At 66.1% G+C, this 25,923-nt stretch carries 26 protein-coding genes, 1 tRNA gene and 1 pseudogene; 22 read left to right on the top strand and 6 right to left on the bottom strand.

The annotated features are described in order from the left end of the window. Positions 1-3: 3 nt before the first annotated feature. On the bottom strand, positions 4-957 hold the full coding sequence (locus tag XaplCFBP3123_RS03655; RefSeq protein WP_104532825.1) for an AAA family ATPase: 954 nt from the start codon (positions 955-957) through the stop codon (positions 4-6). Positions 958-993: 36 nt separating this feature from the next. Here XaplCFBP3123_RS03655 and XaplCFBP3123_RS03650 point away from each other — a divergent pair, with 36 nt between their 5' ends. From XaplCFBP3123_RS03650 to XaplCFBP3123_RS03640, 3 genes are read left to right on the top strand one after another with little or no spacing between them, the layout of a single operon-like run. Next, positions 994-2,835, top strand: coding sequence for a glycosyltransferase family 39 protein (locus XaplCFBP3123_RS03650; protein WP_104532824.1), 1,842 nt, complete (start codon positions 994-996; stop codon positions 2,833-2,835). Between the two features lie 8 nt (positions 2,836-2,843). After that, entirely contained in the window at positions 2,844-3,839 is a 996-nt protein-coding gene (locus tag XaplCFBP3123_RS03645) for a glycosyltransferase (protein ID WP_172453069.1), read from the top strand. After that, positions 3,839-5,671 carry a hypothetical protein gene (locus tag XaplCFBP3123_RS03640; RefSeq protein ID WP_104532823.1) on the top strand — a complete coding sequence of 611 codons (1,833 nt, stop codon included), beginning with the start codon at positions 3,839-3,841 and terminating at the stop codon, positions 5,669-5,671. Before XaplCFBP3123_RS03645 ends, XaplCFBP3123_RS03640 begins: the two co-directional genes overlap by 1 nt. Positions 5,672-5,784: 113 nt before the next feature. On the opposite strand, the gene XaplCFBP3123_RS03635 is transcribed toward XaplCFBP3123_RS03640, so the two are convergent. Beyond that, a complete protein-coding gene (locus XaplCFBP3123_RS03635; RefSeq protein ID WP_104532822.1) occupies positions 5,785-6,360 on the bottom strand; it encodes a Maf family protein in 576 nt (191 codons plus the stop codon). A 110-nt stretch (positions 6,361-6,470) separates the two neighbouring features. On the opposite strand from XaplCFBP3123_RS03635, the gene XaplCFBP3123_RS03630 reads away from it, so the two are divergent. The 13 genes and pseudogenes from XaplCFBP3123_RS03630 (at position 6,471) to XaplCFBP3123_RS03570 (ending at position 17,095) form a co-directional block, all read left to right on the top strand. Then, on the top strand, positions 6,471-6,980 hold the full coding sequence (locus XaplCFBP3123_RS03630) for a YceD family protein (protein WP_104532821.1): 510 nt from the start codon (positions 6,471-6,473) through the stop codon (positions 6,978-6,980). 97 nt (positions 6,981-7,077) lie between these two features. Beyond that, positions 7,078-7,272 carry a 50S ribosomal protein L32 gene (rpmF, locus tag XaplCFBP3123_RS03625; RefSeq protein WP_003483870.1) on the top strand — a complete coding sequence of 65 codons (195 nt, stop codon included), beginning with the start codon at positions 7,078-7,080 and terminating at the stop codon, positions 7,270-7,272. Positions 7,273-7,362: 90 nt separating this feature from the next. Further along, positions 7,363-8,340: a beta-ketoacyl-ACP synthase III gene (locus XaplCFBP3123_RS03620; protein ID WP_104532820.1), complete on the top strand. Its 978-nt coding sequence runs from the start codon at positions 7,363-7,365 to the stop codon at positions 8,338-8,340. A gap of 60 nt (positions 8,341-8,400) precedes the next feature. Next, positions 8,401-9,169: pseudogene (locus XaplCFBP3123_RS03615) on the top strand (serine/threonine protein phosphatase); the annotation flags it as partial. A 107-nt stretch (positions 9,170-9,276) separates the two neighbouring features. Next, on the top strand, positions 9,277-10,221 hold the full coding sequence (gene fabD, locus XaplCFBP3123_RS03610) for an ACP S-malonyltransferase (protein ID WP_104532819.1): 945 nt from the start codon (positions 9,277-9,279) through the stop codon (positions 10,219-10,221). A gap of 82 nt (positions 10,222-10,303) precedes the next feature. Beyond that, a complete protein-coding gene (gene fabG, locus XaplCFBP3123_RS03605; RefSeq protein ID WP_104532818.1) occupies positions 10,304-11,047 on the top strand; it encodes a 3-oxoacyl-ACP reductase FabG in 744 nt (247 codons plus the stop codon). 156 nt (positions 11,048-11,203) lie between these two features. Next, on the top strand, positions 11,204-11,443 hold the full coding sequence (gene acpP, locus XaplCFBP3123_RS03600) for an acyl carrier protein (protein ID WP_002814322.1): 240 nt from the start codon (positions 11,204-11,206) through the stop codon (positions 11,441-11,443). Between the two features lie 140 nt (positions 11,444-11,583). Beyond that, the gene (gene fabF, locus XaplCFBP3123_RS03595; protein WP_104532817.1) at positions 11,584-12,819 is read left to right on the top strand and encodes a beta-ketoacyl-ACP synthase II; all 1,236 of its coding nucleotides are present in this window, start codon (positions 11,584-11,586) and stop codon (positions 12,817-12,819) included. A gap of 182 nt (positions 12,820-13,001) precedes the next feature. After that, positions 13,002-14,357 (top strand): aminodeoxychorismate synthase component I, encoded by a 1,356-nt coding sequence (locus XaplCFBP3123_RS03590; protein ID WP_104532816.1) that lies wholly within the window; start codon positions 13,002-13,004, stop codon positions 14,355-14,357. Between the two features lie 60 nt (positions 14,358-14,417). Beyond that, entirely contained in the window at positions 14,418-15,482 is a 1,065-nt protein-coding gene (gene mltG / locus XaplCFBP3123_RS03585; RefSeq protein WP_104532815.1) for an endolytic transglycosylase MltG, read from the top strand. Further along, positions 15,479-16,438: a DNA polymerase III subunit delta' gene (locus tag XaplCFBP3123_RS03580; protein WP_104532814.1), complete on the top strand. Its 960-nt coding sequence runs from the start codon at positions 15,479-15,481 to the stop codon at positions 16,436-16,438. Before mltG ends, XaplCFBP3123_RS03580 begins: the two co-directional genes overlap by 4 nt. Then, positions 16,435-16,788, top strand: coding sequence for a PilZ domain-containing protein (locus XaplCFBP3123_RS03575; protein ID WP_104532813.1), 354 nt, complete (start codon positions 16,435-16,437; stop codon positions 16,786-16,788). Before XaplCFBP3123_RS03580 ends, XaplCFBP3123_RS03575 begins: the two co-directional genes overlap by 4 nt. 232 nt (positions 16,789-17,020) lie before the next feature. Continuing rightward, a tRNA-Val gene (locus XaplCFBP3123_RS03570) sits at positions 17,021-17,095 on the top strand. Between the two features lie 205 nt (positions 17,096-17,300). Here XaplCFBP3123_RS03570 and XaplCFBP3123_RS03565 read toward each other — a convergent pair. After that, positions 17,301-17,558 carry a Txe/YoeB family addiction module toxin gene (locus XaplCFBP3123_RS03565; protein ID WP_104532812.1) on the bottom strand — a complete coding sequence of 86 codons (258 nt, stop codon included), beginning with the start codon at positions 17,556-17,558 and terminating at the stop codon, positions 17,301-17,303. Continuing rightward, the gene (locus XaplCFBP3123_RS03560; protein WP_104532811.1) at positions 17,555-17,806 is read right to left on the bottom strand and encodes a type II toxin-antitoxin system Phd/YefM family antitoxin; all 252 of its coding nucleotides are present in this window, start codon (positions 17,804-17,806) and stop codon (positions 17,555-17,557) included. Before XaplCFBP3123_RS03560 ends, XaplCFBP3123_RS03565 begins: the two co-directional genes overlap by 4 nt. A gap of 184 nt (positions 17,807-17,990) precedes the next feature. On the opposite strand from XaplCFBP3123_RS03560, the gene XaplCFBP3123_RS03555 reads away from it, so the two are divergent. Beyond that, the gene (locus tag XaplCFBP3123_RS03555) at positions 17,991-18,317 is read left to right on the top strand and encodes a hypothetical protein (RefSeq protein ID WP_104533273.1); all 327 of its coding nucleotides are present in this window, start codon (positions 17,991-17,993) and stop codon (positions 18,315-18,317) included. 204 nt (positions 18,318-18,521) lie between these two features. On the opposite strand, the gene prpR is transcribed toward XaplCFBP3123_RS03555, so the two are convergent. After that, complete coding sequence (gene prpR, locus XaplCFBP3123_RS03550; RefSeq protein WP_104532810.1) at positions 18,522-20,123, bottom strand: propionate catabolism operon regulatory protein PrpR; 1,602 nt, start codon at positions 20,121-20,123, stop codon at positions 18,522-18,524. A 147-nt stretch (positions 20,124-20,270) separates the two neighbouring features. On the opposite strand from prpR, the gene prpB reads away from it, so the two are divergent. Both prpB and prpC read left to right on the top strand, forming a co-directional pair. Continuing rightward, on the top strand, positions 20,271-21,167 hold the full coding sequence (gene prpB, locus XaplCFBP3123_RS03545; RefSeq protein WP_104532809.1) for a methylisocitrate lyase: 897 nt from the start codon (positions 20,271-20,273) through the stop codon (positions 21,165-21,167). A 75-nt stretch (positions 21,168-21,242) separates the two neighbouring features. Then, positions 21,243-22,397: a bifunctional 2-methylcitrate synthase/citrate synthase gene (prpC, locus tag XaplCFBP3123_RS03540; RefSeq protein WP_104532808.1), complete on the top strand. Its 1,155-nt coding sequence runs from the start codon at positions 21,243-21,245 to the stop codon at positions 22,395-22,397. Positions 22,398-22,420: 23 nt separating this feature from the next. Here prpC and XaplCFBP3123_RS21440 read toward each other — a convergent pair whose 3' ends face one another. Further along, positions 22,421-22,609: a hypothetical protein gene (locus XaplCFBP3123_RS21440; RefSeq protein ID WP_216361726.1), complete on the bottom strand. Its 189-nt coding sequence runs from the start codon at positions 22,607-22,609 to the stop codon at positions 22,421-22,423. 41 nt (positions 22,610-22,650) lie between these two features. On the opposite strand from XaplCFBP3123_RS21440, the gene acnD reads away from it, so the two are divergent. The 3 genes from acnD to XaplCFBP3123_RS03520 all read left to right on the top strand — a co-directional run bounded on the left by acnD (position 22,651) and on the right by XaplCFBP3123_RS03520 (position 25,890). Further along, positions 22,651-25,242, top strand: a complete 2,592-nt coding sequence (acnD, locus tag XaplCFBP3123_RS03530; protein WP_104532806.1) for a Fe/S-dependent 2-methylisocitrate dehydratase AcnD — start codon at positions 22,651-22,653, stop codon at positions 25,240-25,242. A gap of 91 nt (positions 25,243-25,333) precedes the next feature. Beyond that, positions 25,334-25,576, top strand: coding sequence for a type II toxin-antitoxin system ParD family antitoxin (locus XaplCFBP3123_RS03525; protein WP_104532805.1), 243 nt, complete (start codon positions 25,334-25,336; stop codon positions 25,574-25,576). A gap of 20 nt (positions 25,577-25,596) precedes the next feature. Next, positions 25,597-25,890, top strand: coding sequence for a type II toxin-antitoxin system RelE/ParE family toxin (locus tag XaplCFBP3123_RS03520; protein WP_253254128.1), 294 nt, complete (start codon positions 25,597-25,599; stop codon positions 25,888-25,890). The last annotated feature ends 33 nt before the right edge of the window (positions 25,891-25,923 follow it).

Below are 25,923 nucleotides of genomic sequence, written 5' to 3'. Positions count from 1 at the left end.
GTGTCAGTCCACCGGCACGCTGTGCAGCAGCGCCTTGGCCAATGCCGGCCCGGACGAGGATTCGGCCTCCGGCACCAGCCGGTGCCCGGCCACCGCCACGAACAACGCCTGCACGTCTTCCGGCAGCACGTGCTCACGCCCGAGCAGCAGCGCGTAAGCCTTGGCCGCACGCAGCAGCGCGATGCCGGCACGCGGCGACAGCCCGACGCGCACCCCGGCGTGCTGGCGGCTGCGCAGCAGCAAGGCCTGCACATAGCCGATCAGCGCATCGCTGGTGTGGATCTGGCCCACCACCGTGCGCAGCGCCACCACGTCGGTGTCGCTGAGTTGCGGCACCGCCTGGGCGATGAGTTCGCGCCGATCCACGCCGGACAGCAGCGCGCGCTCGGCGTCGGCGCTGGGGTAGCCCAGGCTGAGCCGCAGCAGGAAACGATCCAGCTGCGAATCCGGCAGCGGGAAGGTGCCGGACAGATCGACCGGGTTCTGCGTGGCGATCACGAAGAACGGCTCCGGCAACGCATGGGTGAGGCCATCGAGCGTGACCTGTTGTTCGGCCATGGCCTCCAGCAGCGAGCTTTGCGTGCGCGGCGGCGCGCGATTGATCTCGTCGGCCAGCAGCACGTTGGTGAACACCGGGCCTGGGTGGAACTGGAACTGGCGCGAGGCGGCGTCGTACACCGACACGCCCAGCACGTCCGCCGGCAGCAGGTCGGAGGTGAACTGCACGCGCTGAAAGCCCAGCCCCAGGCTGGAGGCCATCGCGTGGGCGAGGGTGGTCTTGCCCAGGCCGGGCAGATCCTCGATCAACAGATGGCCGCCGGACAGCAGCGCCACGAACGCCAGACGCACTTCCTGCGCCTTGCCCAGCAGCAGCGAATTGACCTGGTCTTGTGCGCGCCGCAGCGATTGGCGCAGCGCATCGGTTAGCATTTCCGTGGAACGCAGCGGTGTCGACATCACAATTCCGTAGGTGGAAGAAGAGTGCACAGGGCAATGCAAGGAGACCAACGCGCACATCGCACCTTCGTGATCCTGTGGACACTGGCGACGGCCGTCAAGCTGTTGATCGCCGCGCGGCTGCCGCTGTTCGTCGACGAGGCGTTCTACTGGCAGGAAGGCCAGCATCTGGCCGCCGCGTATTCGGATCTGCCGGGCATGACGGCCTGGCTGGCGCGGTTGGGCGTGGAACTGGGCGGGCATCACCTGCTGGCCCTGCGCCTGCCGTTTCTGGCCATTGCCGCGCTGATTCCGTGGTTGATCGCGCATATTGCCACGCGCTGGTTCGGCTCCACGCTGGGCTGGCAGGCCGGCAGCCTGAGCTTGCTGATGCCGCTATCGGCCACGCTCGGCATCCTGGCGGTACCGGACGTGCCGATGGCGCTGGCGGCGGTGCTGTGCATGGATGCCGGCGCGCGGCTGCTACGCGAGGTCGATGCCACCAGTGCGCTCGAGCTCGCCATCGGCCTGGTGATCGGCGCGCTCAGTCATTACCGTTTTGCCGGGGTGATCGGGGTGGGCTGTATCGCGCTGCTGTGCATTCCGCAGGGGCGCGCGGTGATGCGCGACCCGCGCATCTGGATGGCGCTGACGGTGGGCGCAGTGAGCTGGCTGCCGCTGCTGTTCTGGAACACCGAGCATGACGAGGCCGGGCTGCGCTTCCAGCTGGTCGACCGGCATCCATGGCGTTTTCAGGTCACCGGGCTGTGGTTCTTGCTGATACAGGCGGTGCTGGTGACCCCGCTGCTGGCCTGGGCGATGCTCAAGGTCGGCCTGGCCGGCACGCGCGCCGGTGGTGGCTCGCGTGCGCAATGGCGGTATTTCGGCCTGCTGGGCGGGATTTCGACCGTGGCGATCTTCGTGCTCGGTTTCTTCAGCGATGCCGAGCGGATCAGTTTCCACTGGCCGCTGCCGGGCTACCTGGCCTTGCTGGTCGCGGTGCCGGTGATCCTGATGCGTTGGCCGCATGCGCTGCGTCGCGCGGTCTGGGTGATCGCGCTGCTCGGCACCCTGGGTGCGTACGGCTATTACCTGGCGGTGTCGGTGCCGTCGATGCGCGCGCATGCGGCCGGCGAAAAATACTATCCGCGCAACTTCGCCGGGTGGAAGGATCTGGCGCGCGCGGTCAATACCCAGCTCGCGCAGATGCCGCCGGGCACGCGCGTGCTGGCGGAAAATTTCAAGGTCGGTGCCGAGCTGGGCTTTCAATTGCACGATGCCAATGTCGAGGTGCTGCATGCGGAGTTGAACGACAAGCACGGGCGCAGCGCGCAGTTGTTGCAATGGGGGCTGCTCAGTGACGGCACGCGCAATGGGCCGCGGCTGCTGGTGCTCTCACCCAGCGATCAGCGTTATCGCGACCTGTTGAAGCGCTATCACGCCATCTGCGAGATGGTCGGGCCGTTGCCGCCGCCCACCGTGGTGTCCACCGATCACGGCTATCAGCGCTTCCTGCTGTTCGCGCTGCCTGCGCAACGCCAGCCCGGGCCGTGCATCGCACCGGCGATGGCCTGGATCGATACGCCGCTGCCGGACGTGCGCGTGTCCGGGCAGGTGCAGGTGCGCGGCTGGGCATTCAAGGACGGCGTCGGCCTGTCGGAGGTGGAGCTGCTGCTGGATGGGCGTCCGGTCGCGCGGGCCGACTACGGCACGCCGCTGGATGTGCGCCCGTACTGGAAGATTTCCACCGACCCGCAGCATCCCAACGTCGGCTTCAGCGCCACCTTCGACACGCATGCGCTGCCGCCGGGCACGCACTGGCTGGGGCTGCGCCTGCACGGCCACGACGGCAGCGTCGAGGACTGGTGGGAACAGCCCATCACCGTTTCCACACCTTAGATCGCGCAATGACCGATGCCATGACTGTCGTGCCTCCCGTGGCTGTGCCCGGGATCCGAATCGCCGTGCTGGTGCCCTGCCATAACGAGGCGGCGACGGTCGCGTCGGTGGTCGGCGCGTTTGCGGCGGCCTTGCCGGGCGCGGCGATCCATGTGCTGGACAACAATTCCAGCGATGCCACCGCAGCGATCGCGGCGGCGGCCGGTGCGCAGGTGTGCCGTGTGGCGCTGCAAGGCAAGGGCAATGTGGTGCGGCGTGGGTTCGCCGATGTGGACGCGGACATCTATGTGCTGGTCGATGGCGATGCGACGTACGATGCGGCCGCCGCACCGGCGCTGGTGCACAAGCTGATCGACGAACGCCTGGACATGGTGGTCGGCGCGCGGCGCGATCAGCAGCAGGCCGCGTATCGGCCCGGTCATCGCGTCGGCAACGTGTTGCTGACGCGTTGCGCAGGGCTGCTGTTCTGCCGCAGTTTCGACGACATGCTGTCCGGCTATCGCGTGTTCTCGCGGCGCTACGTCAAATCCTTCGCTGCGCATGCGCAGGGATTCGAAACCGAGACCGAACTGGCCGTGCACGCATTGCAGTTGCGCATGCCGGTGGCCGAGGTCGAAACCGCCTACGGCGTGCGCCCGGAAGGCTCGCAAAGCAAGTTGAATACCTGGCGCGACGGCTGGCGCATCCTCACCACCATCGCCAAGTTGTTCAAGGCCGAGCGGCCGTTGCTGTTCTTCTCCATCGGCTTTGTGCTTAGCGCCACGTTGTCGATCGTGCTGGCAATTCCATTGTTCGAAACCTATTTCCAGACCGGGCTGGTGCCGCGGTTCCCCACGGCGATCCTGTGCGTGGCGCTGATGCTGCTCGGTTTCCTGTTGCTGGCGTGCGGGCTGATCCTGGACACGGTCACACGCGGACGCGTCGAAGCCAAGCATCTGGCGTATCTGGCCGAGCCGGGCGTCGCCACTCTTGTCGCACCGCGCGCGCGCGGCGCTGCCCGCTGATGGCATCCATCGCGACATCGGCGCCGCTCAACCGGCGCCAGCGGCTGTTGCACTGGGCCGATCGCCATTTCGGCTTTCATTCGCCACGCCAGATCGCCGCGGCGGCGACTGCGGTGTTGCTGCTGGGTGCGTTGCTGTCGCTTGGCCTGGGCCAGGACGCCAACTGGGACCTGCGCAATTACCACCTCTACATCGGCGATGCCTGGGCGCACGATCGGCTGGGGGTGGATCTGGCGCCGGCGCAGATGCAGAGTTACTTCAGCCCATTGCTCGATGCCGTGCATGCCTGGCTGATGCTGCAGCTTCCCGGGCCGGTGGCCGGGTTGCTGCTGGGTGCCTTGCACGCGGTGGTATTCGTGCCGGTGGCGGCAGTGGCATGGCGCGTACTGGCCCAGCAGTCGCGGCGCGCTCAGTGGGCGCCGCTGTTTGCAATGGCCGGGATGTGCAGCGCGGTGTTTCTGTCCGAACTTGGCGGCACCATGGGCGATACCGCCAGCGCGATCCCGGTGCTGGCGGCGTTGGCGCTGGTGTTGTCGGCGCAAGCGCGGGCGCGGCAGGGCGCGCACGCCGTGCATCGATGGGCCATCGCCGGCGCACTGGTCGGTCTGGCCGTCTCGCTCAAGCTCACCAATGCGCTCTACGCGTTGGCGTTGGTGCCGGCGGTCCTGTGCGATGGCGGGCGGCTGCGCTCGCGCGTGCTGGGCCTTGGCGTGCTGTCCGGCGTTGCGGCGCTGGTGCTGGTGCTGGTGATCGGGCCCTGGTATTGGCAGGTCTGGCAACACCTGGGCAATCCGCTGTTTCCGCAGTTCAACGGAGTCTTCAAATCGCCGCTGGCGCAGCCGGTCTCGGTCGCCGATGTGCGTTGGTTGCCGCGCAATCTCGGTGAGCAGCTGATCTGGCCGCTGCTGTTTACCTTCAAGCCGCAACGCATCGGCGATCTCGGTCTGGTACAGGCCGGCTGGGCAGTGCTGTATGCGGTGGCGTTGGTCGCTGCAGGGCGCACGTTGCTGCGCCGGCCCGTGCGGCAAGCCAGGCTGGATCGCTCGGCCCTCGTCCTGCTGGTGTTCTTCGGCGTCGCCTATGCGCTGTGGCAGGTCATTTTCAGCATCCATCGCTATCTGGTGGTGCTGGAGCTGCTCGCGCCGTTGGCGCTCTGGATCGTGTGCCGGCGCGCATTCGCAGCACACGCCGATCGCAAGGCGGCCTGGTTGATCGGGCTATGCGCCCTGGTTGCGGTGGTCGGATGGAAGGATTGGGGGCACGAGGCCTGGGCGCGCGGCAGCTTCCAGGTGCAGCAACCGGTGATGGGCGAGCCCGCCGCCTCCACGGTGTTGCTGGTCGGCGACGAGCCGCAATCCTGGCGGGTGCCGCTGCTTCCGCGGCAGGCCCGTTACATCGGTGTGGCGACGAATATCGCCGAGACCGACCGGTACCGACAGCGCGTGCGCACGCTGGTTGCCGAGCGGCCACAGCTCTACGCGATGTTGGGCGCGGCGCGCGACAAGCAGCAGCTGCGGATCGACCGGATGAATCGCTGGGCGCAGCAGCTGGGGTGGAGCGTGCAACCGCAATGCACGCGCCTGCGCTGGTTGATCGCGCGCGGCCTGCGCGCCGAGCTGGATGCATCGCAGCCGGGCCGCTGCGCGCTCAACGTTGCCAAGGGCCGGGCGCTGGACATTGCAGCCGCAGACCGCGCCGTGCGCGAGGCCGCGCAGCAGCGCCTGGCCGCGTACGGGCTGACGCTGGACCCTGCGCGTTGCCGCACGCTGTCCTCGCGCGTGGGGCAAGCTGATTATCCGTATCAGTTCTGTCGGTTGACTCGGCCCGATTAGGGCTGCGTGCGGCCAGAATTCGCCTGCCAGGGTGCCGGGATTGGGGATTGGGGATTTTTGCTCGTGCCCGATCTTTCCGTGCGCGGCCTCCACGCTTGGCCGCACCGCAGCTCTTACGGAATCTCGAACCCCGCCTGCCGCAGCAGGCGTGCCAGCGCGATCAGCGGCAGGCCGACCAGGGCGGTGGGGTCCTGCGAGCGGATGGCGTCGAACAGGCTGATCCCGAAGCCTTCGCACTTGAAGCTGCCTGCGCAATCCAGCGCTGGCTCGGCGGCCAGGTAGCGGTCGATCGCGGCTGGCGTCAGCGGGCGCAACTGCACCTCGGTCAGGTCCAGCGCGTGCGCTGTGCGGCCAGGGCCGACCAGGCTCACCGCCGTATGAAAGCGCACCACGCGGCCGGACATCGCAGTCAGTTGCGCATGCGCCCGTTCCAGCGAGCCCGGTTTGCCCAAGGTCTGGCCGTCCAGGTCGGCGACCTGATCCGAACCGATCACCCAGGCGTCGGGCGCGTGCGCAGCCACCGCCGCCGCCTTTTCGGCAGCCAGCCGGCTGGCCAGCGCGTCCGGGGCCTCCCCAGGTTGTCCCTGCTCATCGACCTCCGGCCTGGCGGTGCTGAAGTCCAGTTGCAGCCGGCCGAGCAGCTCGCGCCGATAGACAGAGGTGGAGGCAAGAATCAGGCGTGGCATCATGAGGCGCTGCGCAGGACGGGCAGGGGAGTCTGCCAGCCTTGGCGCGATGCGAGGAGCGTGAATAGGGGCATTTGACAGGGCGTCGGCGGATCTTTAACATTCTGCGGCTTATGTCCGCGAACGTACCCGAAATGCTGGATGCTTGGCGGATGGTCGCAGCGCGCAGGCGCTTCGATGGCCGCATCCCGCTGTCTGCGATGACCCGCCTGCAAGGCAGCCTGGTCGATACCGAGGGCGAGTGCGTCTATTCGCTCCAATTCGATCACGACGACCTGTTGAAGGTCGCCTACGTCGAACTCAGCGTGGATGTCGAGCTTCCGCTAGCCTGCCAGCGTAGCCTGAAGCGCTTTCTGTATCCGGTGCAAATCAGACAACGTCTTGGTTTGATCCGTGACGAAGCCGACGAAGCGGCGTTGCCGGCCGAGTACGAGGCCTTGCTGGTGCCGGAAGATGGCATGCTGCGGGCCGCAGATCTGGTCGAGGACGAGCTGGTCCTGTCGATCCCGGTGGTGCCGATGGCGCCGGGCAGCGAGGCCGTCGAGGCCGAGTGGGTTCCGACCCAGGAAGAGCAAGACAAGGCCAGTCCGTTCGCGGCGCTGGCAGCGTTCAAAAAACAGTAACCGCCGCTGTGAAGGGCGGAAAGACAGGTCGGCGCGGGCGTCAAGCGTCCTGTTCGACTCGACAGACAAGTTATCGAACTTAAGTTGGAGCAATCCCATGGCTGTGCAGAAATCCCGAGTTACCCCGTCGCGTCGCGGCCAGCGTCGTTCGCACGATGCCCTGACCGCCAAGCAGCTGTCGACCGATCCGACCAGCGGCGAGATCCATCTGCGCCACCACATCACCGCCGACGGTTACTACCGCGGCAAGAAGGTGATTGCGACCAAGTCGTCGGCCGTCCAAGAAGATTGATTCGTGGCACCCGGTGCGTTCGACGCCGCCGGGTGACCCTCGCTTCTTCCGGAGCCGCCGATCACCGCGGCTCTTGCAACAGGGAACAGTATGAGCAAGCGGATCTATTCCAGAATCGCGGGCACGGGTAGCTATTTGCCCGAAAAGGTGTTGACCAACGACGACATGTCCAAGATCGTCGACACCAGCGATGAATGGATCTTCTCGCGCACTGGCATCCGTGAGCGTCACATCGTCGCCGACGACCAGACCACCAGCGATCTGGCGTATTTCGCCTCGCTGAAGGCGATGGAAGCGGCCGGTGTCACCGCCGACGAGCTCGATCTGATCGTCGTCGGCACCACCACTCCGGACCTGATCTTCCCGTCCACTGCCTGCCTGTTGCAGGCGCGGCTGGGCAATGTCGGGTGCGGCGCGATGGACGTCAACGCCGCCTGCTCGGGCTTTGTCTACGCGCTCAGCGTGGCCGACAAGTTCGTGCGCAGCGGCGACGCCAAGACCGTCCTGGTGGTGGGCGCAGAGACCCTGACCCGCATCGTCGACTGGACCGACCGCACTACCTGCGTGCTGTTCGGCGATGGCGCTGGCGCGGTCGTGCTCAAGGCCGATGAAGAAACCGGCATCCTCAGCACCCATCTGCATGCCGATGGCAGCAAGAAGGAGCTGCTGTGGGATCCGGTCGGCGTGTCGGTGGGCTTCGGCGAAGGCAAGAACGGTGGTGGCGCGTTGCTGATGAAGGGCAACGACGTGTTCAAGTACGCGGTCAAGGCGCTGGATTCGGTGGTCGACGAGGCCCTGGCCGCCAATGGTTACGACAAGCGCGACCTGGACTGGCTGATCCCGCATCAGGCCAATCTGCGCATCATCGAAGCCACCGCCAAGCGGTTGGATCTGCCGATGGAACAGGTGGTCGTCACCGTGGATCGCCACGGCAATACCTCCTCGGCCTCGGTGCCGCTGGCGCTGGACGAAGCGGTTCGCTCCGGCCGCGTGCAGCGCGGTCAATTGCTGCTGCTGGAAGCGTTCGGTGGTGGCTTTACCTGGGGCTCGGCGCTGCTGCGCTACTGAGTTCCGCAGGCGCCGCCGCGTCCGCCGCCGATGCCTGACAGCGTCAGGGACGAACCCGTTTTGGCAGAGCCCATCGTCATCGCCGGACGGCGCGTCTGGCTGAAGCGGTGCCGCCGCGACAACCGGGCGGCACCGCTCGGAGCACTCGACTTCGTCGCCCGCCGCTGGGGCCTGGACGCCTTGCGTCCGCCGCACCGTGGTGGCGAGGCCGCGCGATCTGGAAGCGCGCCGGCTCGGCGAACTGCAGGCGCAAGCGGTCAATGTGCCGCGCGTGGTCGGTTGTGGGCAGGCAGCCCTGGTGCTCAGTGACAACGGCCGCTCCTTTGCCAGCTGCCTGCGCGAGGCCGATGCGCGCGACCGCCTGATCGCGCTGGCGGTGGCCGCCATTGCCGATGCCCATCGCGCTGGCGCGTATTTCGGCCAGCCGCCTCCGCGCAACATGCGCTTCGACGGGCAGGCGGTCGGCTTCATCGATTTCGAAGAAGACCCGCTGGAAGTGATGGACCTGGCGCAGGCCCAGGCGCGCGACTGGCTGGTGTTCGGCTACGGCGTGGTCAAGGACTACCGCGACCGCGGTGAGGTGCTGCAGCGGTTGATGACGCGCGCCTTCGATGCGGCCGGCCCGTCGGTGGCGGCGCATGCGCACGTGGTGACCGGGCGATTGCAGCGGTTTGCGCAGCTCACCGGTCGCCTGGGGCGCTCTGCCGGGGCGCTGGTACGCGCCATCTTTGTCATCCACGCGGCAACCTCCCTGGCCGTGGTGCTGGTGCTGCTGATGTGCGTGGACTGGCGCGCCGATGGCGAAATGGATCTGCTCAACGCCTTGCTGCAAGTGTGCCGGCGGTCGCGTTGGCCGGGCCTTGCATACGCGGCAGTACAGACGCCGGGGCGATTTCGCACGTATCATCCCGGCTCGATTTTTGTAGGCAGCAACGCGTGACCGAATCCACTCTAGCCTTCGTGTTTCCCGGCCAGGGCTCGCAGTCCTTGGGCATGCTGGCCGAACTGTCCGAGCTGCATCCGCAGATCCGCGAAACCTTCGCCGAAGCCTCCGAAGGCGCCGGCGTCGACCTGTGGGCCCTGTCCCAGGGCGGCCCTGAAGAGATGCTCAACCGCACCGAGTACACCCAGCCGGCCTTGCTGGCAGCCGGCGTGGCGGTGTGGCGGCTGTGGAATGCGCAGCGCGGGCAGCGCCCGGCGGTCCTGGCCGGGCACAGCCTGGGCGAATACACCGCGCTGGTCGCTTCCGGCGCCCTGTCGCTGCACGAGGGTGCGCACCTGGTCCGGCTGCGCGGGCAGTTCATGCAGGCCGCCGCGCCGGCCGGTGTCGGCGCGATGGCGGCGGTGCTGGGCGCCGAGGATGCGCTGGTGCAGGAGATCTGTGCCGAGGCGGCAGGCAGCCAGGTGGTGGTGCCGGCCAATTTCAATTCGCCCGGTCAGATCGTGATCGGTGGCGATGCGGCGGCGGTGGATCGCGCGCTGGCCTTGCTGGCCGAGCGCGGCGTGCGCAAGGCGGTCAAGCTGGCGGTGAGCGTGCCCTCGCACACCCCGTTGATGCGCGATGCGGCCAACCGGCTCGCCGAAGCGATGGCCGGTCTGAGCTGGCATGCCCCGCAGATTCCGGTGGTGCAGAACGTCGATGCGCGCGTGCACACCGGCAGCGAGGCGATTCGCCAGGCGCTGGCCGAGCAGCTCTATCTGCCGGTGCAGTGGACCGGCTGCGTGCAGACGCTGGCCGCCCAGGGCATCACCCGGATCGCCGAATGCGGCCCGGGCAAGGTGCTGAGCGGGCTGATCAAGCGCATCGACAAGAGCCTGGACGCCCGTCCGCTGGCCACGCCTGCCGATTACGCCGGCGCGCTCGAGGCGTGGACGCACTGATTCGACGCACCTGCCGGCCCTGTCGGCAGCCCTCACCGTTCGCGGCTGCGGTCGCGCGCTTCCCACTCGAGGAACAGCATTCATGAGCAAGCCTCTGCAGGGCGAGATCGCCCTCGTCACCGGTGCCAGTCGCGGGATCGGCGCGGCCATCGCCGCTACGCTGGCCGCCCAGGGCGCCACCGTGATCGGTACCGCGACCTCGGCCTCCGGCGCTGCGGCGATCGGCGAGCGCCTGGCCGCCCAGGGCGGCCACGGCCGTGAGCTCGACGTCACCGACGCTGCGGCGGTCGATGGCCTGATCGATGCGATCGGCAAGGAATTCGGCGCGATCTCGATCCTGGTCAACAACGCCGGCATCACCCGCGACAACCTGTTGATGCGGATGAAGGACGACGACTGGCAGGCGATCATCGACACCAATCTGACCAGCGTGTTCCGCACCTCCAAGGCGGTGATGCGCGGCATGATGAAGGCGCGCAAGGGCCGCATCGTCAACATCGCCTCGGTGGTGGGCGTGACCGGCAACCCCGGCCAGACCAACTATGCCGCGGCCAAGGCCGGCATCATCGCGTTCTCCAAGTCGCTGGCCAAGGAAATCGGCTCGCGCGGGGTGACCGTGAATGTGGTGGCGCCCGGCTTCATCGATACCGACATGACCAAGGCGCTGCCGGACGAGGCCAAGACAGCCTTGCTACAGCAGATCGCGCTGGGCCACCTGGGCCAGCCGGAAGACATCGCCAACGCGGTGGCGTTCCTGGCCGGCCCGAGCGCCCGTTACATCACCGGTGAGACCCTGCACGTCAACGGCGGCATGTACATGCCGTGAGCGTGCGGCGCCGGGAGGCGCTAAGTGGCTGATCGGCCGGGAGTTGTGATGCAATGCAAGGCCCGGTCGCTTCCACTACACTATCCAACGCGGCCATCGCAGAGGCGATGGCGTTTTTTTCGTACCACCACTACTCCATCTGGAGCGATATCCCCAATGAGCACCATCGAAGAACGCGTCAAGAAAATCGTCGTCGAACAACTCGGCGTCAAGGAAGAGGAAGTCACCACCAGCGCATCGTTCGTCGATGACCTGGGTGCCGACTCGCTGGACACCGTCGAGCTGGTGATGGCGCTGGAAGAAGAGTTCGAGTGCGAGATCCCGGACGAAGAGGCCGAGAAGATCACCTCGGTCCAGCAGGCGATCGACTACGTCAAGGCTCACGTCAAGAGCTGATGCGTTGTTCCTGACGGCGGTGGCGTGCGTCAAGCCGCTGCTGCGTCAGACATTCCATGGGGCCGCTGATGCGGCCCTGTGTTTTTCAGCGTCAATCGCAAACCGCAAGCACCGTCCGTTCCGTGGTGAGGAGATCTGCAATGAGTCGTCGTGTTGTCGTTACCGGCATGGGCATGGTGTCGCCGCTGGGCAATGATCTGGCCACCAGCTGGGATGGAATCATCCACGGGCGCTCAGGCATCGGCCCGATCACGCAGATCGATGCCTCGCAGTTCACCACCAAGATCGCCGGCGAGATCAAGAATTTCGATCCCACGCTTTTTGTGTCCGCCAAGGACGTCAAGAAGATGGATTCGTTCATCCATTACGGTGTCGGCGCCTCGTTCATGGCGCTGGACGATTCCGGCCTGGAAATCGACGAAAGCAATGCCGAACGCGTTGGCGCCATTCTCGGCTCCGGCATCGGCGGGCTGCTCGGTATCGAAGAGCAGACCATCAAATTCCACGAGGGCGGCGCACGCAAGATTTCGCCGTTCTATGTGCCCAGCACCATCATCAACATGCTGCCGGGCCAGGTCAGCCTGATCAAGGGCTTGAAAGGCCCGACCTTCTCGGCGGTATCGGCCTGCGCCACCTCCAACCATTCGATCGGCACCGCGATGCGCATGATCCAGCATGGCGATGCCGACGTGATGCTGGCCGGCGGCGCCGAGCGCGGCTCCTCGCCGAGTTCGGTGGGCGGCTTCTGCGCGATGAAGGCCATGTCCACCCGCAACGACGACCCGACCGGCGCCTCGCGTCCGTGGGACAAGCAGCGCGACGGTTTCGTGCTGGGCGACGGTGCCGGCGTGCTGGTGCTGGAAGAGTACGAACACGCCAAGGCGCGTGGCGCGCGCATCTATGCAGAACTGGTCGGCTTCGGCGCCAGCTCCGATGCCTTCCACATGACCGCGCCCAGCGAAGACGGCGAGGGCGCGGCGCGCAGCATGGTTGCGGCCATGCGCGATGCCAAGCTCAATCCCGAGCAGATCGGCTACCTCAACGCGCACGGCACCTCCACGCCGCTGGGCGATCTGGCCGAAACGATGGCGATGAAGCGTGCGCTGGGCGACCATGCCTACAAGACCATGGTCAGCTCGACCAAGTCGATGACCGGCCATCTGCTTGGCGCGGCCGGCGGCGTGGAAGCGATTTTCTCGGTGATGGCGCTGCACACCGGCATCATTCCGCCGACCATCAATCTGGAAGAACCCAGCGAAGGCTGCGACCTGGATTACGTGCCGAACGTGGCGCGCGAGGTGCAGGTGGACGCGGTGATGTCCAACGGCTTCGGCTTCGGCGGCACCAACGGCACGCTGGTGTTCAAGCGCGTCTGACGTCACTGCGCTGGTGTACCGCGAAGAATGCTTCGCGGTACACGACGGACGCTGGTTCCGGCCGCCGCGCAGGACGCGTGTATGCGGCCGAGCTGCGCTCCACGACCTGATCCATCTCATCATGCGTGCCCTGCCTCTCTCGCAGGGCGGCGCGTCTTAGCACCCCACGCCCAACCAGGCCGATGACGCTCACCAGACCCCTGCACGCAGACATCGACCTGCTGGCGCTGCATCGGCTGGCGCCGCAGCGCTATCCGGCACTGCTCGAATCCACTGCCTCCGGCACCGCCCACTGCCGCTGGGATGTGTTGCTGCTGGCAGAAGGCGCAAGCCTGCGGCTGGACAGCGACGGGCGCACGCGCGACGGTAATGGACGGGTGCTGGACGGTGGATTTCTGCAGGCACTGGATGCGGCCTGGCAGGCCGAGCGCCTGCCGCACGCGGCGAGCAGCCCGTGGCCATTTCGCGGCGGCTGGGCGGTGTTGCTGGATTACGAGCTGGCCGCGCAGGTCGAACCGATTCTGCAGCTGCCCACGCGCAGCGATGGCTTGCCGAGCGCACTGGCCTTGCGCGCGCCTGCCGCGGTGCTGCGCGACCGGGTGCAAGGCCGCTGCATCGCGCTGGCCGAGCCGGGCCGCGACGATCTGTTGACTCGCATCGTCGAGGATATCGCCGCCTGCGCCGCGCTGCCGCCGTTGCCCAGCTGGGTCGGTCCTGTGGCTGTCGAAGAAGATGCGCCGGAGCGTTTCACCGATGCAGTGGAGCGCGTGCTCGCTTATCTGCGTGCCGGCGATGTGTTCCAGGCCAACATCTCGCGCGCCTGGCATGCCGCGTTTGCCGCTGCGGTCGATCCGGCGGCGTTGCATGCACGCCTGCGCGCGGCCAATCCTGCCCCGTTTGCCGGCCTGTTCGTCGCGGCTGGCCGCGCGGTGGTGAGTTCCTCGCCGGAGCGGCTGGTGTCGGTGCAGGGCGATGTGGTGCAGACGCGGCCGATCGCCGGTACCCGCGCACGCTTTGCCGGCGACGACGATGCCGCGCGCATCCGCGAGCTGGTCGGCCATCCGAAGGAGCGCGCCGAGCACGTCATGCTGATCGACCTGGAACGCAACGACCTGGGACGCATCTGCGCGCCGGGGACGGTGGAAGTGGACGAGCTGATGGGCGTGGAAAGCTACGCGCACGTGCACCATATCGTCAGCAATGTGCGCGGCCGTCTGCGCGCGCAGGTCACCCCGGGCGAGGCGATCGCCGCGGTGTTTCCCGGCGGCACCATCACCGGTTGCCCGAAGGTGCGCTGCATGCAGATCATCGCCGAGCTCGAACGCACCGCGCGTGGCGCCTACACCGGCGCGTTCGGCTGGCTCAATCGCGACGGCGACATGGATCTGAACATCCTGATCCGTACCGCCGAGGTGGCCGGGGACCGGGTGCATTTCCGCACCGGCGCCGGGATCGTGGTGGATTCGAATCCGCAGCGCGAACTGGACGAGACCCGCGCCAAGGCGCGCGGCGTGCTGCGCGCCTTCGACCAGGCATGAGCGCTTCAACGGGACGTCACCGGCGCGCGGTATCCTGCGCGGCGCAGGGGCAATGACGAGGTGCGTGTGGCGGTGACTGGCAAACGTGGATGTCTGGCCGTGCTGGGCACGGCCCTGTTGCTCGTGGCGCTGCTGGCGATTTCGGGGCTGGCGGCGTGGCGGCATTACCTGCACTTCGCTCAGACACCGGTGAGCGCGAGCGCGCCCAGCGTGGTGATCGCGCCCGGCGATTCGCTCAGGGCCACGCTGCGCAAGTTGCGCGCCGCCGGCGTGGCGCAGGGCGCCGATCTGGAATGGCAGTTGCTCGCGCGCCAGGTCGATGCGGCCGGCAAACTGAAGGTGGGCGAATACGCGCTGACGCCGGCGCTGTCGCCGCGCGAGCTGCTCGAGCGCATGCGCCAGGGCCGGGTGATCCAGTACCGTTTCACCATCGTGGAAGGCTGGAACTTCCGCCAGCTGCGCGCGGCGATCGCCACTGCCACGCCGCTGCAGCAATCCATCGCTGCGCTGGACGATGCGGCATTGATGGCGCGGCTGGGTTTCGCCAATCAGCACCCGGAAGGCCGTTTCCTGCCGGAAACCTATCTCTACCAGCGCGGCGACAGCGATCTGGACGTGCTCAAGCGCGCCCACCTCGCCATGGACAAGGCGCTGGCACAGGCCTGGGAGCAGCGCGCCCCCGATCTACCGCTCGGCTCGCCGGAACAGGCGTTGATCCTGGCCTCGATCATCGAAAAGGAAACCGCGCTGGGTTCGGAGCGTCCGCTGATTGCCGGCGTGTTCCTGCGCCGCCTGCAGCTGGGCATGAAGCTGCAGACCGACCCCACCGTGATCTATGGCATCGGCAGCAGCTACGACGGCAACATCCGCCGCCGCGACCTGACTACCGATACGCCGTACAACACCTACACCCGTACCGGTCTGACCCCGACCCCGATCGCCATGCCCGGCCGCGAGGCCTTGCTGGCGGCAGTGCGTCCGGCGCCGGGGAATGCCTTGTACTTCGTCGCGGTCGGCGACGGCACCGGCGCGCACGTGTTCTCGGCGACCCTGGCCGAACACAATGCGGCGGTGGCGCGTTACCTGCAGCGTCGCCGCCTGCCGCAACCGGAGCCCACTCCATGACCACTGCGTTCTCGCCCTGGCAGCAGCGCGCCTACGACCAGACGCTGGCGGCACTGGACGCCGGCCGGCTCGGGCACGGCTTGCTGATCTGCGGGCCCGATGGCCTGGGCAAGCGGGCGGTCGCCCTGGCGCTGGCCGAACACGTGCTGGCCAGCGCGCCGGACCCGGCGCTGGCGCAGCGCAGCCGGCAGCTGATCGCCGCCGGGACCCACCCGGACCTGCAGCTGATCTCGTTCATTCCCAACCGCACCGGCGACAAGCTGCGCACCGAGATCGTGATCGAGCAGGTGCGCGAGATTTCGCAAAAGCTCTCGCTGACCCCGCAATACGGCATCGCCCAGATCGTGATCGTCGACCCGGCCGATGCGATCAATCGCGCTGCCTGCAACGCGCTGCTCAAGACGCTGGAAGAACCCTCGCCGGGGCGCTACCTGTGGCTGATCAGCGCGCAGCCGGCGCGCTTGCCGGCGACCATCCGCAGCCGCTGCCAGCGTCTGGAATTCAAGCTGCCGCCCGCGCACGAGGCGCTGGCCTGGCTGCTGTCGCAAGGCGTCGACGAGCGGGCTGCACAGGAAGCGCTGGACGCCGCGCGCGGCCATCCGGGGCTTGCCGCGCAGTGGCTGCGCGAGGATGGCCTGGCGGTGCGTCGCACAGTGGCGCAGGACCTGGAGCAGATCGCCGCCGGGCGCGCCAGCGCAGTGGAGGTTGCGCAGCGCTGGACCAACGACGGCCAGGCCGACCAACGGTTGCGCCACGCTGCGGACCTTGCGCTGGCACAGGCATCGGCCGGCTTGACCGATCCATCGCGGTTGCACAAGCTGGCGACCTGGTTCGACGCCGCCAATCGCACTCGCGATCTGCTGCGCACCACCGTCCGTGCCGATCTGGCGGTGACGGAATTGTTGCTGGCCTGGCGCGAGGGAGAGCGTCCGGCACGTTCTAGGGGAACTCGATGAGTGCAATGAATGCACGCCAGGGCATTTTGTCGCTGGCGTTGAAGGACAAGCCGGCGCTCTACAGCGCCTACATGCCGTTCGTGAAAGGCGGCGGCATCTTCGTGCCCACGCCCAAGCGCTACATGCTCGGCGACGAAGTCTTCCTGCTGCTGACCCTGCCGGACTCCAGCGAACGCCTGCCGGTGGCCGGCAAGGTCATCTGGACCACGCCGGCCGGCGCGCAGGGCAACCGCGCTGCCGGCATCGGCGTGCAGTTCCCGGACGGCCCGGAAGGCGAGGGCGTGCGCAACAAGATCGAGATGTTGCTGGCGGGCCTGACCACATCGGACAAGCCGACGCATACGATGTGAGGTGGTGTGTTGCGGTCGCGCGCGCGATCGCCGTCGTGCTGGAGGCGGGGCATCGAAGCTGCGTAGCGGGCATCTGAACGGTGCGGAATCGATCGCTGCGACATCGCTGCCAGCTAGTGGGAACGCCGCGCCCGTTCACCGTAACGAGGCGTTTTCGACCGCATCATCGCCGGCGTGGATGAACCTGTTGACGATCGCCGCAGCTGCCCTATAATGTGCGGCTCGCGTCACCGGGCGGTTAGCTCAGCGGTAGAGCATTGCCTTCACACGGCAAGGGTCACAAGTTCGAACCTTGTACCGCCCACCATCGAAACCCAACAGCAGCAAGGGTTTCAGCGCGAGAAGAAGAGCCGGCCATGTGCCGGCTTTTTTGTTGTCCTGCAACGGTCCTGCAAAGCCCTGGGCACCTGGATCAGTTGACGTGGTCGTATGGACTTGGCCGATGCCGTCGAATCGCTATTGTCGTCCGGTGCCGCACCTGGCGGTTGTTGCTGACAGTGGTTGCTTTGACGCTACGCGTAGTGATAACGCAGCTGGGCGATCAGAAGGATGCCGTTCTCGGCCTTGTAGACGATCCGGTGTTCGTCGTTGATGCGTCGTGACCAATAGCCCGCCAGTGCATGACGCAATGGCTCGGGCTTGCCGATGCCCTGGAAAGGATCGCGCTGAATGACTTTGATCAATTCGTTGATGCGTTTGAGCATCTTCTTGTCGGTCTGTTGCCAGTAGAGGTAGTCCTCCCAGGCATTGTCCGAAAACTGCAGCATCACTCAGTCAGTTCCCGTTCCTTGCCGCGACCGTCCTCAAGCTGAGCGATGGATTCCAGCAGACGTTGCGCGCTTTTTGGGCTGCGCAGCAGGTAGGCGGTTTCTTCCATGGCCTTGTAGTCCTCCAGTGACACCATGACGACCGCCCGCTCACCGCTGCGCGTGATGATGACTGGCTCGTGGTCGTTGACGACGCGGTCCATGGTGTCTGCGAGCGAAGCACGCGCGGCGCTGTAGGTGATGGTGTCCATGCAGTGATCCATATATGTACAGGAAATTGTACGTTGATACTCGGGTGAGTCAACTGCAGAGCCTGTTGGCCCAACGGCTTGTTCAAGTCGCTGACAGTCGTGTTCATCCGGTTGTGTCTGCTTGTTGCAGGCGCAGGAACGAATCGCCATCCTGCAGTTCCCCCGCGTTGAAGAAGGAGTGGCGATGAAGGCGCTGCTTGGAAGTGCTCTGGTTGCGATGGTGTTGGTGGCGGGCTGTGCCCGCGATGTTGGCGAGCAGTACGTGGGCAGGTGGGTCAATATGAAGTCGGAGAAGAACGTGCTCAGCATCGAGCACAACGGTGAGAGTTTCATCATTCGCGACACCACGCCGGAGCTGCTCGGCGGTGGCGTCAGGACGAAGAATCATCCGGCGATCTTGAACAAGGGCGTGCTGCAGGTGTCCAGCGCCGATGGCACCGTCAACTACGCGATCGACCAGGCGACCGGTCACTTGAGCACCGGTGATGCCGAATACACGCGAGTCAAGTGATCGCGGCGCGCTCGCTCGATGGGCGAGTGCTGTATAGCGGCGCTGCGTGTGCGGCGAGATCGCATCGCCAACGTCGCAGCGACCTGTCGTGTGGATCGCATCGCATGAGCTGTCGCCGCTGACCGCGAGTCTTGCGTTCCAAGGACTTGCGAACCAGGTCTGCACTTGCGGCCTGAGCGGGCGGCCAAAGTCCGCGCCTGCCTCTCAAGCACGTGATGGGGACGCGTGCGTCTGCATCCAGCGCCACAACGTCGTGCGCGAGACGCCGAGTGCCCGTGCGGCGAGGGCGCGATTGCCGTGTGCGCGATCCAGCGCTGCGCGGACTGCTGCTGCAGTGAGTTGCATGCGCGAGGTTGCAAGATCGGTATGTTCGGGTGTTGCCGCGCTGTCGCCAATGCGCATATCGAACAGCTCAGGTGCCCAGCTTTCCAATCGATCCAGGCCCAGGCTGTCGTCCGGTTGGGCCTTCCAATGAATGCACAGGCGCTCGACCAGATTGCGCAGTTCGCGCACGTTGCCCGGCCAGGCGTGCTGTTGCAGCCGCTGCAGCGCTGCTGGAGACAACGGCGACGGCAGCGTGCCGAGTTGCCGGAAGTAATGCGCCAGCAACAGCGCGATCTCGTCGGGGCGATTGCGCAGCGGCGGCAACGCGATGCGTAGCGCTGCCAGGCGATAAAACAGATCGCGGCGAAAGCGCCCCTGTTCGACCAGTGCCTGCAGCGGTTGCAGGCTGGCGGCGACCACGCGCACGTCGACGGCCACCGGCAGTGTGGCGCCGACCCGGAGCACTTCGCGCTCTTCCAGGACGCGTAGCAGGCGTGTCTGCAGTGGCATCGGCAGTTCGCCGATTTCGTCGAGAAACAGCGTGCCGTCCTGCGCGGCTTCGATCAGGCCGACATGGCCACCGCGGCGTGCGCCGGTGAAGGCGCCGTCGCTGTAGCCGAACAGTTCCGCTTCCAGCAGCGATTCGCTGATGGCGCCGCAGTTGATGGCGACGAAGCGGCCGCGTCGGCGGCTGCCGGCATGCAACTGGCGCGCGACCAGTTCCTTGCCGGTGCCGGTCTCGCCGCTGATCAACACGGTGCCCGGATGTGGGGCGTACAGCTGCACCAGCTCGCGCACATGCGCGATTGCAGCGTCTTCGCCAAGCAGTGCGTCGGTGCGCCGCACCCGGCGCGTGCTGGTGCGGCTTGCGGTGCGATCGTGGCCGGGTGCGCTACCCAGCGTGATGGCATGCTCGAGCGCCAGGCGGACCGAATCTGCCGAATACAGCAGCACGCCGGGCAGGCCGGCCTGCTCGGCGAAATCGATCGCCATGCCGGTGCCGACGATGACCTGGATGCCGCTGGCGCGCAGGTCGGCGATGCAGTCGCGCGCGTCCTCGGCGGTGACGAAGCGGCGGTGTTCGATGTCGAGATCGAAGCTGTCCTGAAAGGCGCGGAATGAGGGCACATCCGTGGCGTGGGTGACGACGCCGATGCGCGGTGCGATGCGGCGGGCGCGCGCCAGCGCTTCCATCAGATCGAACCCGGTGGCCTGGATCGGCGCCAGCGGCAGTGCGAGCCGGCTGCGCAGATAGGCGGCATTGGAGCCGCCGGCGACCAGCACGTCGCAGCGCTCGCGGCGCAGGCGCTGGCCGATGACCTCCACGGCCTCGGCAAAGCCGAGGTTGATCTGCTCGATGCGCGCGCGCTGGTCGAACTCGGGGATGACATCGGCCAGCAGGCCGGTCAGGCGAGAGACGCTGACGGTCCAGATGACGGGGGGAGAGCTCTCCGTAGGCTCGATAAATCGGGGGCTGCGCATCGGTGGTGTCGCGTTGCAATGATGTTGCATCTTGCTCGACGCGTTGCATTATTGCAACAGAAGGCAATGACTAGTCCTGTCAAATCAATGACTTGGCATTGGCATGCCATTTGCGCCCTGCCCCCGCATCCCAACCCTGGAATCGCCATGACGTCCTCACCCACCGCTTCCGCCGGCACGCGCTTCCGCGCTGCGCTGGCTGCCGAATCGCCGCTGCAGGTGATCGGCGCGATCAATGCCAACCACGCGCTGCTGGCGCAGCGCGCCGGCTATCAGGCCATCTACCTGTCTGGCGGCGGTGTGGCGGCCGGCTCGTTGGGGTTGCCGGACCTGGGCATCAACACGCTGGAAGACGTGCTGATCGACGTGCGCCGCATCACCGATGTCTGCGAGCTGCCGCTGCTGGTGGACGTGGATACCGGCTTCGGGCCGAGCGCGTTCAATATCGAGCGCACCATCAAGTCGCTGATCAAGGCGGGCGCGGCCGGTTGCCATATCGAAGACCAGGTCGGCGCCAAGCGTTGCGGGCATCGGCCGGGCAAGGAGATCGTCAGCCAGGCCGAGATGGTCGACCGGGTCAAGGCGGCGGCCGATGCCAAGACCGATGCGGCGTTCTTCCTGATTGCGCGCACCGATGCGATCCAGATGGAAGGCGTGGATGCGGCGATCGAGCGTGCGCTCGCCTGCGTGGAGGCCGGTGCCGACGGCATCTTCGCCGAGGCCGCGTACGACCTGGACACCTACACGCGGTTTGTCGATGCGGTGCGCGTGCCGGTGCTGGCCAACATCACCGAATTCGGCAAGACACCACTGTTCACGCGCGACCAGCTTGCGCAGGCCGGCGTGGCGATCCAGCTGTTTCCGCTGTCGGCGTTCCGTGCGGCCAACAAGGCGGCCGAGGCGGTCTACACCGCGATCCGGCGTGATGGCCACCAGCAGGCCGTGCTGGACACCATGCAGACGCGCGAAGAGCTGTACGAGCGCATCGGCTACCACGCCTTCGAACAGCGCCTGGACGGGCTGTTTGCACGCAAAGGCGCATGATCGCGCCTTGCTGCGTGCAGGTTCGGCCATTTCATCCGTGACACCGCAACACGACACCGTTTGGGAGCGCATCGCATGAACGACACCGTCAGTCCCGGCTTCAAGCCGAAGAAATCCGTCGCCCTGTCCGGCACGGCTGCAGGCAACACCGCACTGTGCACGGTGGGGCGCAGCGGCAACGATCTGCATTACCGCGGCTACGACATTCTGGATCTGGCCACCACCAGCGAGTTCGAGGAAATCGCCTATCTGCTGGTGCACGGGAAACTGCCCAACAATGGCGAATTGCGCGGTTACAAGGCAAAGCTGCGCTCGCTGCGCGGCGTGCCGGCTGCAGTGAAGGTCGCGCTGGAACAGCTGCCGCCATCGGCGCATCCGATGGATGTGATGCGCACCGGCGTGTCGGTGCTGGGCTGCCTGCAGCCGGAAAAGGACGATCACAATCATCCCGGCGCGCGCGACATCGCCGACAAGCTGATGGCCTCGCTGGGGTCGATGCTGCTGTACTGGTATCACTACAGCCACAACGGCAAGCGCATCGAGGTGGAAACCGACGACGACTCGATCGGCGGGCACTTCCTGCATCTGCTGCACGGATTCGCGCCGAAGGATGCGTGGGTGCGTGCGATGCACACCAGCCTGATCCTGTACGCCGAGCACGAGTTCAACGCGTCCACATTTGCGAGCCGGGTGATTGCCGGCACCGGCAGCGACATGTACAGCGCCATCGCCGGTGGCATCGGCGCACTGCGCGGGCCCAAGCATGGCGGCGCCAACGAAGTGGCCTTCGAGGTGCAGAAGCGCTACGACACGCCGGACGAAGCCGAGGCCGACATCAAGGCGCGTGTGGAACGCAAGGAAGTGGTGATCGGCTTCGGGCATCCGGTCTATACCGTGTCCGATCCGCGCAACAAGGTCATCAAGGACGTGGCGCGTGAGCTTTCCGAGGCGCAGGGCAGCCGCAAGATGTACGACATCGCCGAGCGCCTGGAGAGCGTGATGTGGGACATCAAGAAGATGTTTCCGAACCTGGATTGGTTCAGTGCGGTCAGCTATCACATGATGGGCGTGCCGACGGCGATGTTTACGCCGCTGTTCGTGCTGGCACGCACCGCCGGGTGGAGCGCGCATATCATCGAGCAACGCGTGGACGGTAAGATCATTCGGCCTTCTGCGAATTACACCGGCCCGGAAGATCGGGTCTTCGTGCCGCTGGATCAGCGCTCCTGAAAGCTGCTGCCTGCGACCGGCCCTCATCCGCCCTTCGGGCACCTTCTCCCGCGTTGCGGGAGAAGGGAGAGTGGCGAGCCGCACGTGGTGACTGGTAATACGAGCAGCAGCACCAGCGCCAGAAATAGCAACAACAGCAACAACAACAGCAACAACAGCAACAGCAACAGCAACAACAGCAACAGCAACAGCAACAGCAACAGCAACAGCAACAGCAACAGCAGACCCCGCCCGCTTTGTGATATCGCCAGCCATGAACAGCCAGTACCGCAAGCCCTTGCCGGGCACCTCGTTGGAGTATTTCGATGCACGCGCCGCCGTGGATGCGCTGCAGCCCGGCGCCTATGCAACGCTGCCGTACACCGCACGTGTGCATGCGGAGAATCTGGTGCGGCGCGCCGAACCGCAGATGCTGGAGGCCTACCTGCGCCAGTTGATCGAGCGCAGGCGCGACCTGGATTTTCCGTGGTTTCCGGCGCGTGTGGTCTGTCACGACATTCTTGGGCAGACCGCGCTGGTCGACCTGGCCGGACTGCGCGATGCGATCGCCGAGCAGGGTGGCGACCCGGCGCAGGTCAACCCGGTGGTGCCGGTGCAGTTGATCGTCGATCACTCGCTGGCGGTGGAATACGCCGGCTTCGACAAACAGGCCTTCGCCAAGAATCGTAGCGTGGAAGATCGTCGCAACGCCGACCGCTTCCACTTCATCGAATGGACTAAGCGCGCGTTCGAAAACATGGAAGTGATTCCGCCGGGCAACGGGATCATGCATCAGATCAATCTGGAGAAGATGTCGCCGGTGATCTACACGCTCGACGGCGTGGCGTTTCCCGATACTTGCGTAGGCACCGACAGTCACACCCCGCATGTGGATGCGCTGGGTGTGATCGCGGTCGGGGTAGGTGGATTGGAAGCGGAGAATGTGATGCTGGGGCGCGCGTCGTGGATGCGCCTGCCCGACATCATCGGCGTGGAATTGCTGGGCCGGCCGGCGCCCGGCATCACCGCCACCGACATCGTGCTGGCCTTGACCGAATTCCTGCGCCAGCAACGTGTGGTCGGTGCCTATCTCGAGTTTTATGGAGCCGGCGCCAGCGCGCTGACCATCGGCGACCGCGCGACCATTTCCAATATGACGCCGGAATTCGGTGCCACCGCGGCGATGTTCTATATCGACCAGCAGACGCTGGATTACCTGCGTCTGACCGGGCGCGAGGACGCACAGATCGCACTGGTGGACATCTACGCGCGCCACACCGGCCTGTGGGCGGACGACCTGGTGACTGCGCAGTACGAGCGTGTGCTGCAGTTCGACCTGTCGAGCGTGGTACGCAACATGGCCGGGCCGTCCAATCCGCACAAGCGCGTGGCCACCAGCGAGCTGTCAAACCGTGGCATCGCCGCTGCGTGGGACGACGTGCCGGGGCAGATGCCCGATGGCGCGGTGATCATCGCCGCGATCACCTCGTGCACCAATACCTCCAACCCGCGCAATGTCATTGCCGCCGGCTTGCTGGCGCGTAACGCGAACGCGCGTGGACTGACGCGCAAACCCTGGGTGAAAAGTTCGCTGGCGCCGGGCTCCAAGGCGGTGCAATTGTATCTGGAAGAAGCCGGCCTGTTGGGCGAGCTGGAACAACTCGGCTTCGGCATCGTCGCGTTTGCCTGCACCACCTGCAACGGCATGAGTGGCGCACTGGATCCGGCGATCCAGCAGGAAATCATCGACCGCGATCTGTATGCCACCGCGGTGTTGTCGGGCAACCGCAATTTCGACGGGCGCATCCATCCGTATGCGAAGCAGGCGTTCCTGGCATCGCCGCCGCTGGTGATTGCCTATGCCATCGCCGGGACGGTGCGCTTCGATATCGAAAAGGATGTGCTGGGCATCGACGCCGATGGCGTGGCGGTGACGCTCAAGGATCTGTGGCCAAGCGATGCGGAGATCGATGCGGTGGTGGCGCGCAGCGTCAAGCCGGAACACTTCCGCAGCGTCTATGACCCGATGTTCAAGCGCAGCGTGGGGCAGGGCATCCGCGTCAGTCCGTTGTACGACTGGCGGCCGACCAGTACCTACATCCGGCGCCCGCCGTATTGGGAAGGCGCGCTCGCCGGTGCACGCAGTTTGCAGGGCCTGCGCCCGTTGGCGGTGCTGGGCGACAACATCACCACCGATCATCTGTCGCCGTCGAACGCGATCCTGGCCGGCAGCGCGGCCGGCGAATATCTGGCGCAGATGGGCGTGCCGGAGGAAGACTTCAATTCCTACGCCACCCATCGCGGCGACCACCTCACCGCGCAGCGCGCCACCTTCGCCAATCCCAAGCTGGTCAACGAAATGGCGGTGGTCGATGGACAGGTCAAGGCAGGCTCGCTGGCGCGCCTGGAACCGGAAGGGCAGGTGCTGCGCATGTGGGAGGCGATCGAAACCTACATGTCGCGCAAGCAGCCGCTGATCATCATTGCCGGTGCCGATTACGGCCAGGGCTCCTCGCGTGACTGGGCCGCCAAGGGCGTGCGTCTGGCCGGGGTGGAGGTGATCGTGGCCGAAGGCTTCGAGCGGATTCACCGCACCAACCTGATCGGCATGGGTGTGTTGCCGCTGGAGTTCAAGCCGGGCACCGATCGCAAGACGCTGGGCATCGACGGTAGTGAAACCTTCGATGTGGTCGGCGAGCGCACGCCAGGCGCCACGCTGACACTGTCGATCCATCGCCGTAATGGCGAGCAGTTGCAGGTGCCGGTGACCTGTCGCTTGGATACCGCCGAAGAAGTGTCGATCTACGCGGCGGGCGGTGTGCTGCAGCGCTTTGCGCAGGATTTTCTGGAAGCCTCAGTGGCCTGACACCTCCGATGCTCAAGGACACCAGGTCGCCTGCTTGCACTCACCCAACCAGACGCGCACACTTTGGCAATCTTTGCCATCAGGAGGTCGCATGGCCACGATGAACATCTCTTTGCCTGACGAGCTCAAGCAGTTCGTTGATCAGCAAGTCCTGGAGCATGCCTACGGTTCCAGCAGCGAGTACCTGCGCGAACTGATCCGCAAGCAACGCGATGTGGAACAGCTGCGTGGGTTGCTGCTGGACGGGGCCAACTCCGGACCAGTCGTGGCGATGGAGCCTGATTTCTTCAACAGCATGCGTGAGCGCGCCAAGGCGCGCACTGCGACCAAGTGAAGCCGGCGCGCTGGCGTCCATTGGCGCTGCACGACGTCGACGAAGCCGCTGCCTGGTATGGCGAACAGGCCGGGCTCACGCTGGAACTGGCGTTTACCGACGCGCTGGAATCGGCTGTCACCACGCTGATGCAGCACCCCGGTGTCGGTTCCAGTCGACATGCGGTGCTGCTGAAGCTGCAGGACCTGCGTGTGTGGCCGATCAAGGGATTTCCCTATTTGATTTTCTACATCGAACGCGACACGGACATCGTCATCTGGCGTGTGCTGCAGATGCAGCGCGATATTCCTATGTGGATGAGCGACGACCCCTGAGTGTTCTGACCCGCGTTTCGTGCAGAGCCTCGG

Origin of the sequence: Xanthomonas arboricola pv. populi (genome assembly GCF_002939945.1) — a bacterium.
In the GTDB taxonomy this organism is placed as follows: domain Bacteria; phylum Pseudomonadota; class Gammaproteobacteria; order Xanthomonadales; family Xanthomonadaceae; genus Xanthomonas; species Xanthomonas arboricola_A.
Note: the sequence above shows the minus strand (reverse complement) of the source record. Positions and strands in the feature narration are given on the sequence as shown.

Bases quoted from the DNA above. Each gene is read 5' to 3' on its own strand.
- prpC (WP_104532808.1), top strand. From the start codon at position 21,243: ATGAACGACACCGTCAGTCCCGGCTTCAAGCCGAAGAAATCCGTCGCC.
- XaplCFBP3123_RS03650 (WP_104532824.1), top strand. From the start codon at position 994: ATGCAAGGAGACCAACGCGCACATCGCACCTTCGTGATCCTGTGGACA.
- fabG (WP_104532818.1), top strand. From the start codon at position 10,304: ATGAGCAAGCCTCTGCAGGGCGAGATCGCCCTCGTCACCGGTGCCAGT.
- XaplCFBP3123_RS03555 (WP_104533273.1), top strand. From the start codon at position 17,991: ATGAAGGCGCTGCTTGGAAGTGCTCTGGTTGCGATGGTGTTGGTGGCG.
- acpP (WP_002814322.1), top strand. From the start codon at position 11,204: ATGAGCACCATCGAAGAACGCGTCAAGAAAATCGTCGTCGAACAACTC.
- XaplCFBP3123_RS03620 (WP_104532820.1), top strand. From the start codon at position 7,363: ATGAGCAAGCGGATCTATTCCAGAATCGCGGGCACGGGTAGCTATTTG.
- XaplCFBP3123_RS03635 (WP_104532822.1), bottom strand. From the start codon at position 6,360: ATGATGCCACGCCTGATTCTTGCCTCCACCTCTGTCTATCGGCGCGAG.
- rpmF (WP_003483870.1), top strand. From the start codon at position 7,078: ATGGCTGTGCAGAAATCCCGAGTTACCCCGTCGCGTCGCGGCCAGCGT.
- XaplCFBP3123_RS03590 (WP_104532816.1), top strand. From the start codon at position 13,002: ATGACGCTCACCAGACCCCTGCACGCAGACATCGACCTGCTGGCGCTG.
- XaplCFBP3123_RS03655 (WP_104532825.1), bottom strand. From the start codon at position 957: ATGTCGACACCGCTGCGTTCCACGGAAATGCTAACCGATGCGCTGCGC.
- XaplCFBP3123_RS03580 (WP_104532814.1), top strand. From the start codon at position 15,479: ATGACCACTGCGTTCTCGCCCTGGCAGCAGCGCGCCTACGACCAGACG.
- XaplCFBP3123_RS03630 (WP_104532821.1), top strand. From the start codon at position 6,471: ATGTCCGCGAACGTACCCGAAATGCTGGATGCTTGGCGGATGGTCGCA.
- XaplCFBP3123_RS03525 (WP_104532805.1), top strand. From the start codon at position 25,334: ATGGCCACGATGAACATCTCTTTGCCTGACGAGCTCAAGCAGTTCGTT.
- fabF (WP_104532817.1), top strand. From the start codon at position 11,584: ATGAGTCGTCGTGTTGTCGTTACCGGCATGGGCATGGTGTCGCCGCTG.
- prpB (WP_104532809.1), top strand. From the start codon at position 20,271: ATGACGTCCTCACCCACCGCTTCCGCCGGCACGCGCTTCCGCGCTGCG.
- XaplCFBP3123_RS03560 (WP_104532811.1), bottom strand. From the start codon at position 17,806: ATGGACACCATCACCTACAGCGCCGCGCGTGCTTCGCTCGCAGACACC.
- prpR (WP_104532810.1), bottom strand. From the start codon at position 20,123: ATGCGCAGCCCCCGATTTATCGAGCCTACGGAGAGCTCTCCCCCCGTC.
- acnD (WP_104532806.1), top strand. From the start codon at position 22,651: ATGAACAGCCAGTACCGCAAGCCCTTGCCGGGCACCTCGTTGGAGTAT.
- XaplCFBP3123_RS03640 (WP_104532823.1), top strand. From the start codon at position 3,839: ATGGCATCCATCGCGACATCGGCGCCGCTCAACCGGCGCCAGCGGCTG.
- XaplCFBP3123_RS03575 (WP_104532813.1), top strand. From the start codon at position 16,435: ATGAGTGCAATGAATGCACGCCAGGGCATTTTGTCGCTGGCGTTGAAG.
- XaplCFBP3123_RS03645 (WP_172453069.1), top strand. From the start codon at position 2,844: ATGACCGATGCCATGACTGTCGTGCCTCCCGTGGCTGTGCCCGGGATC.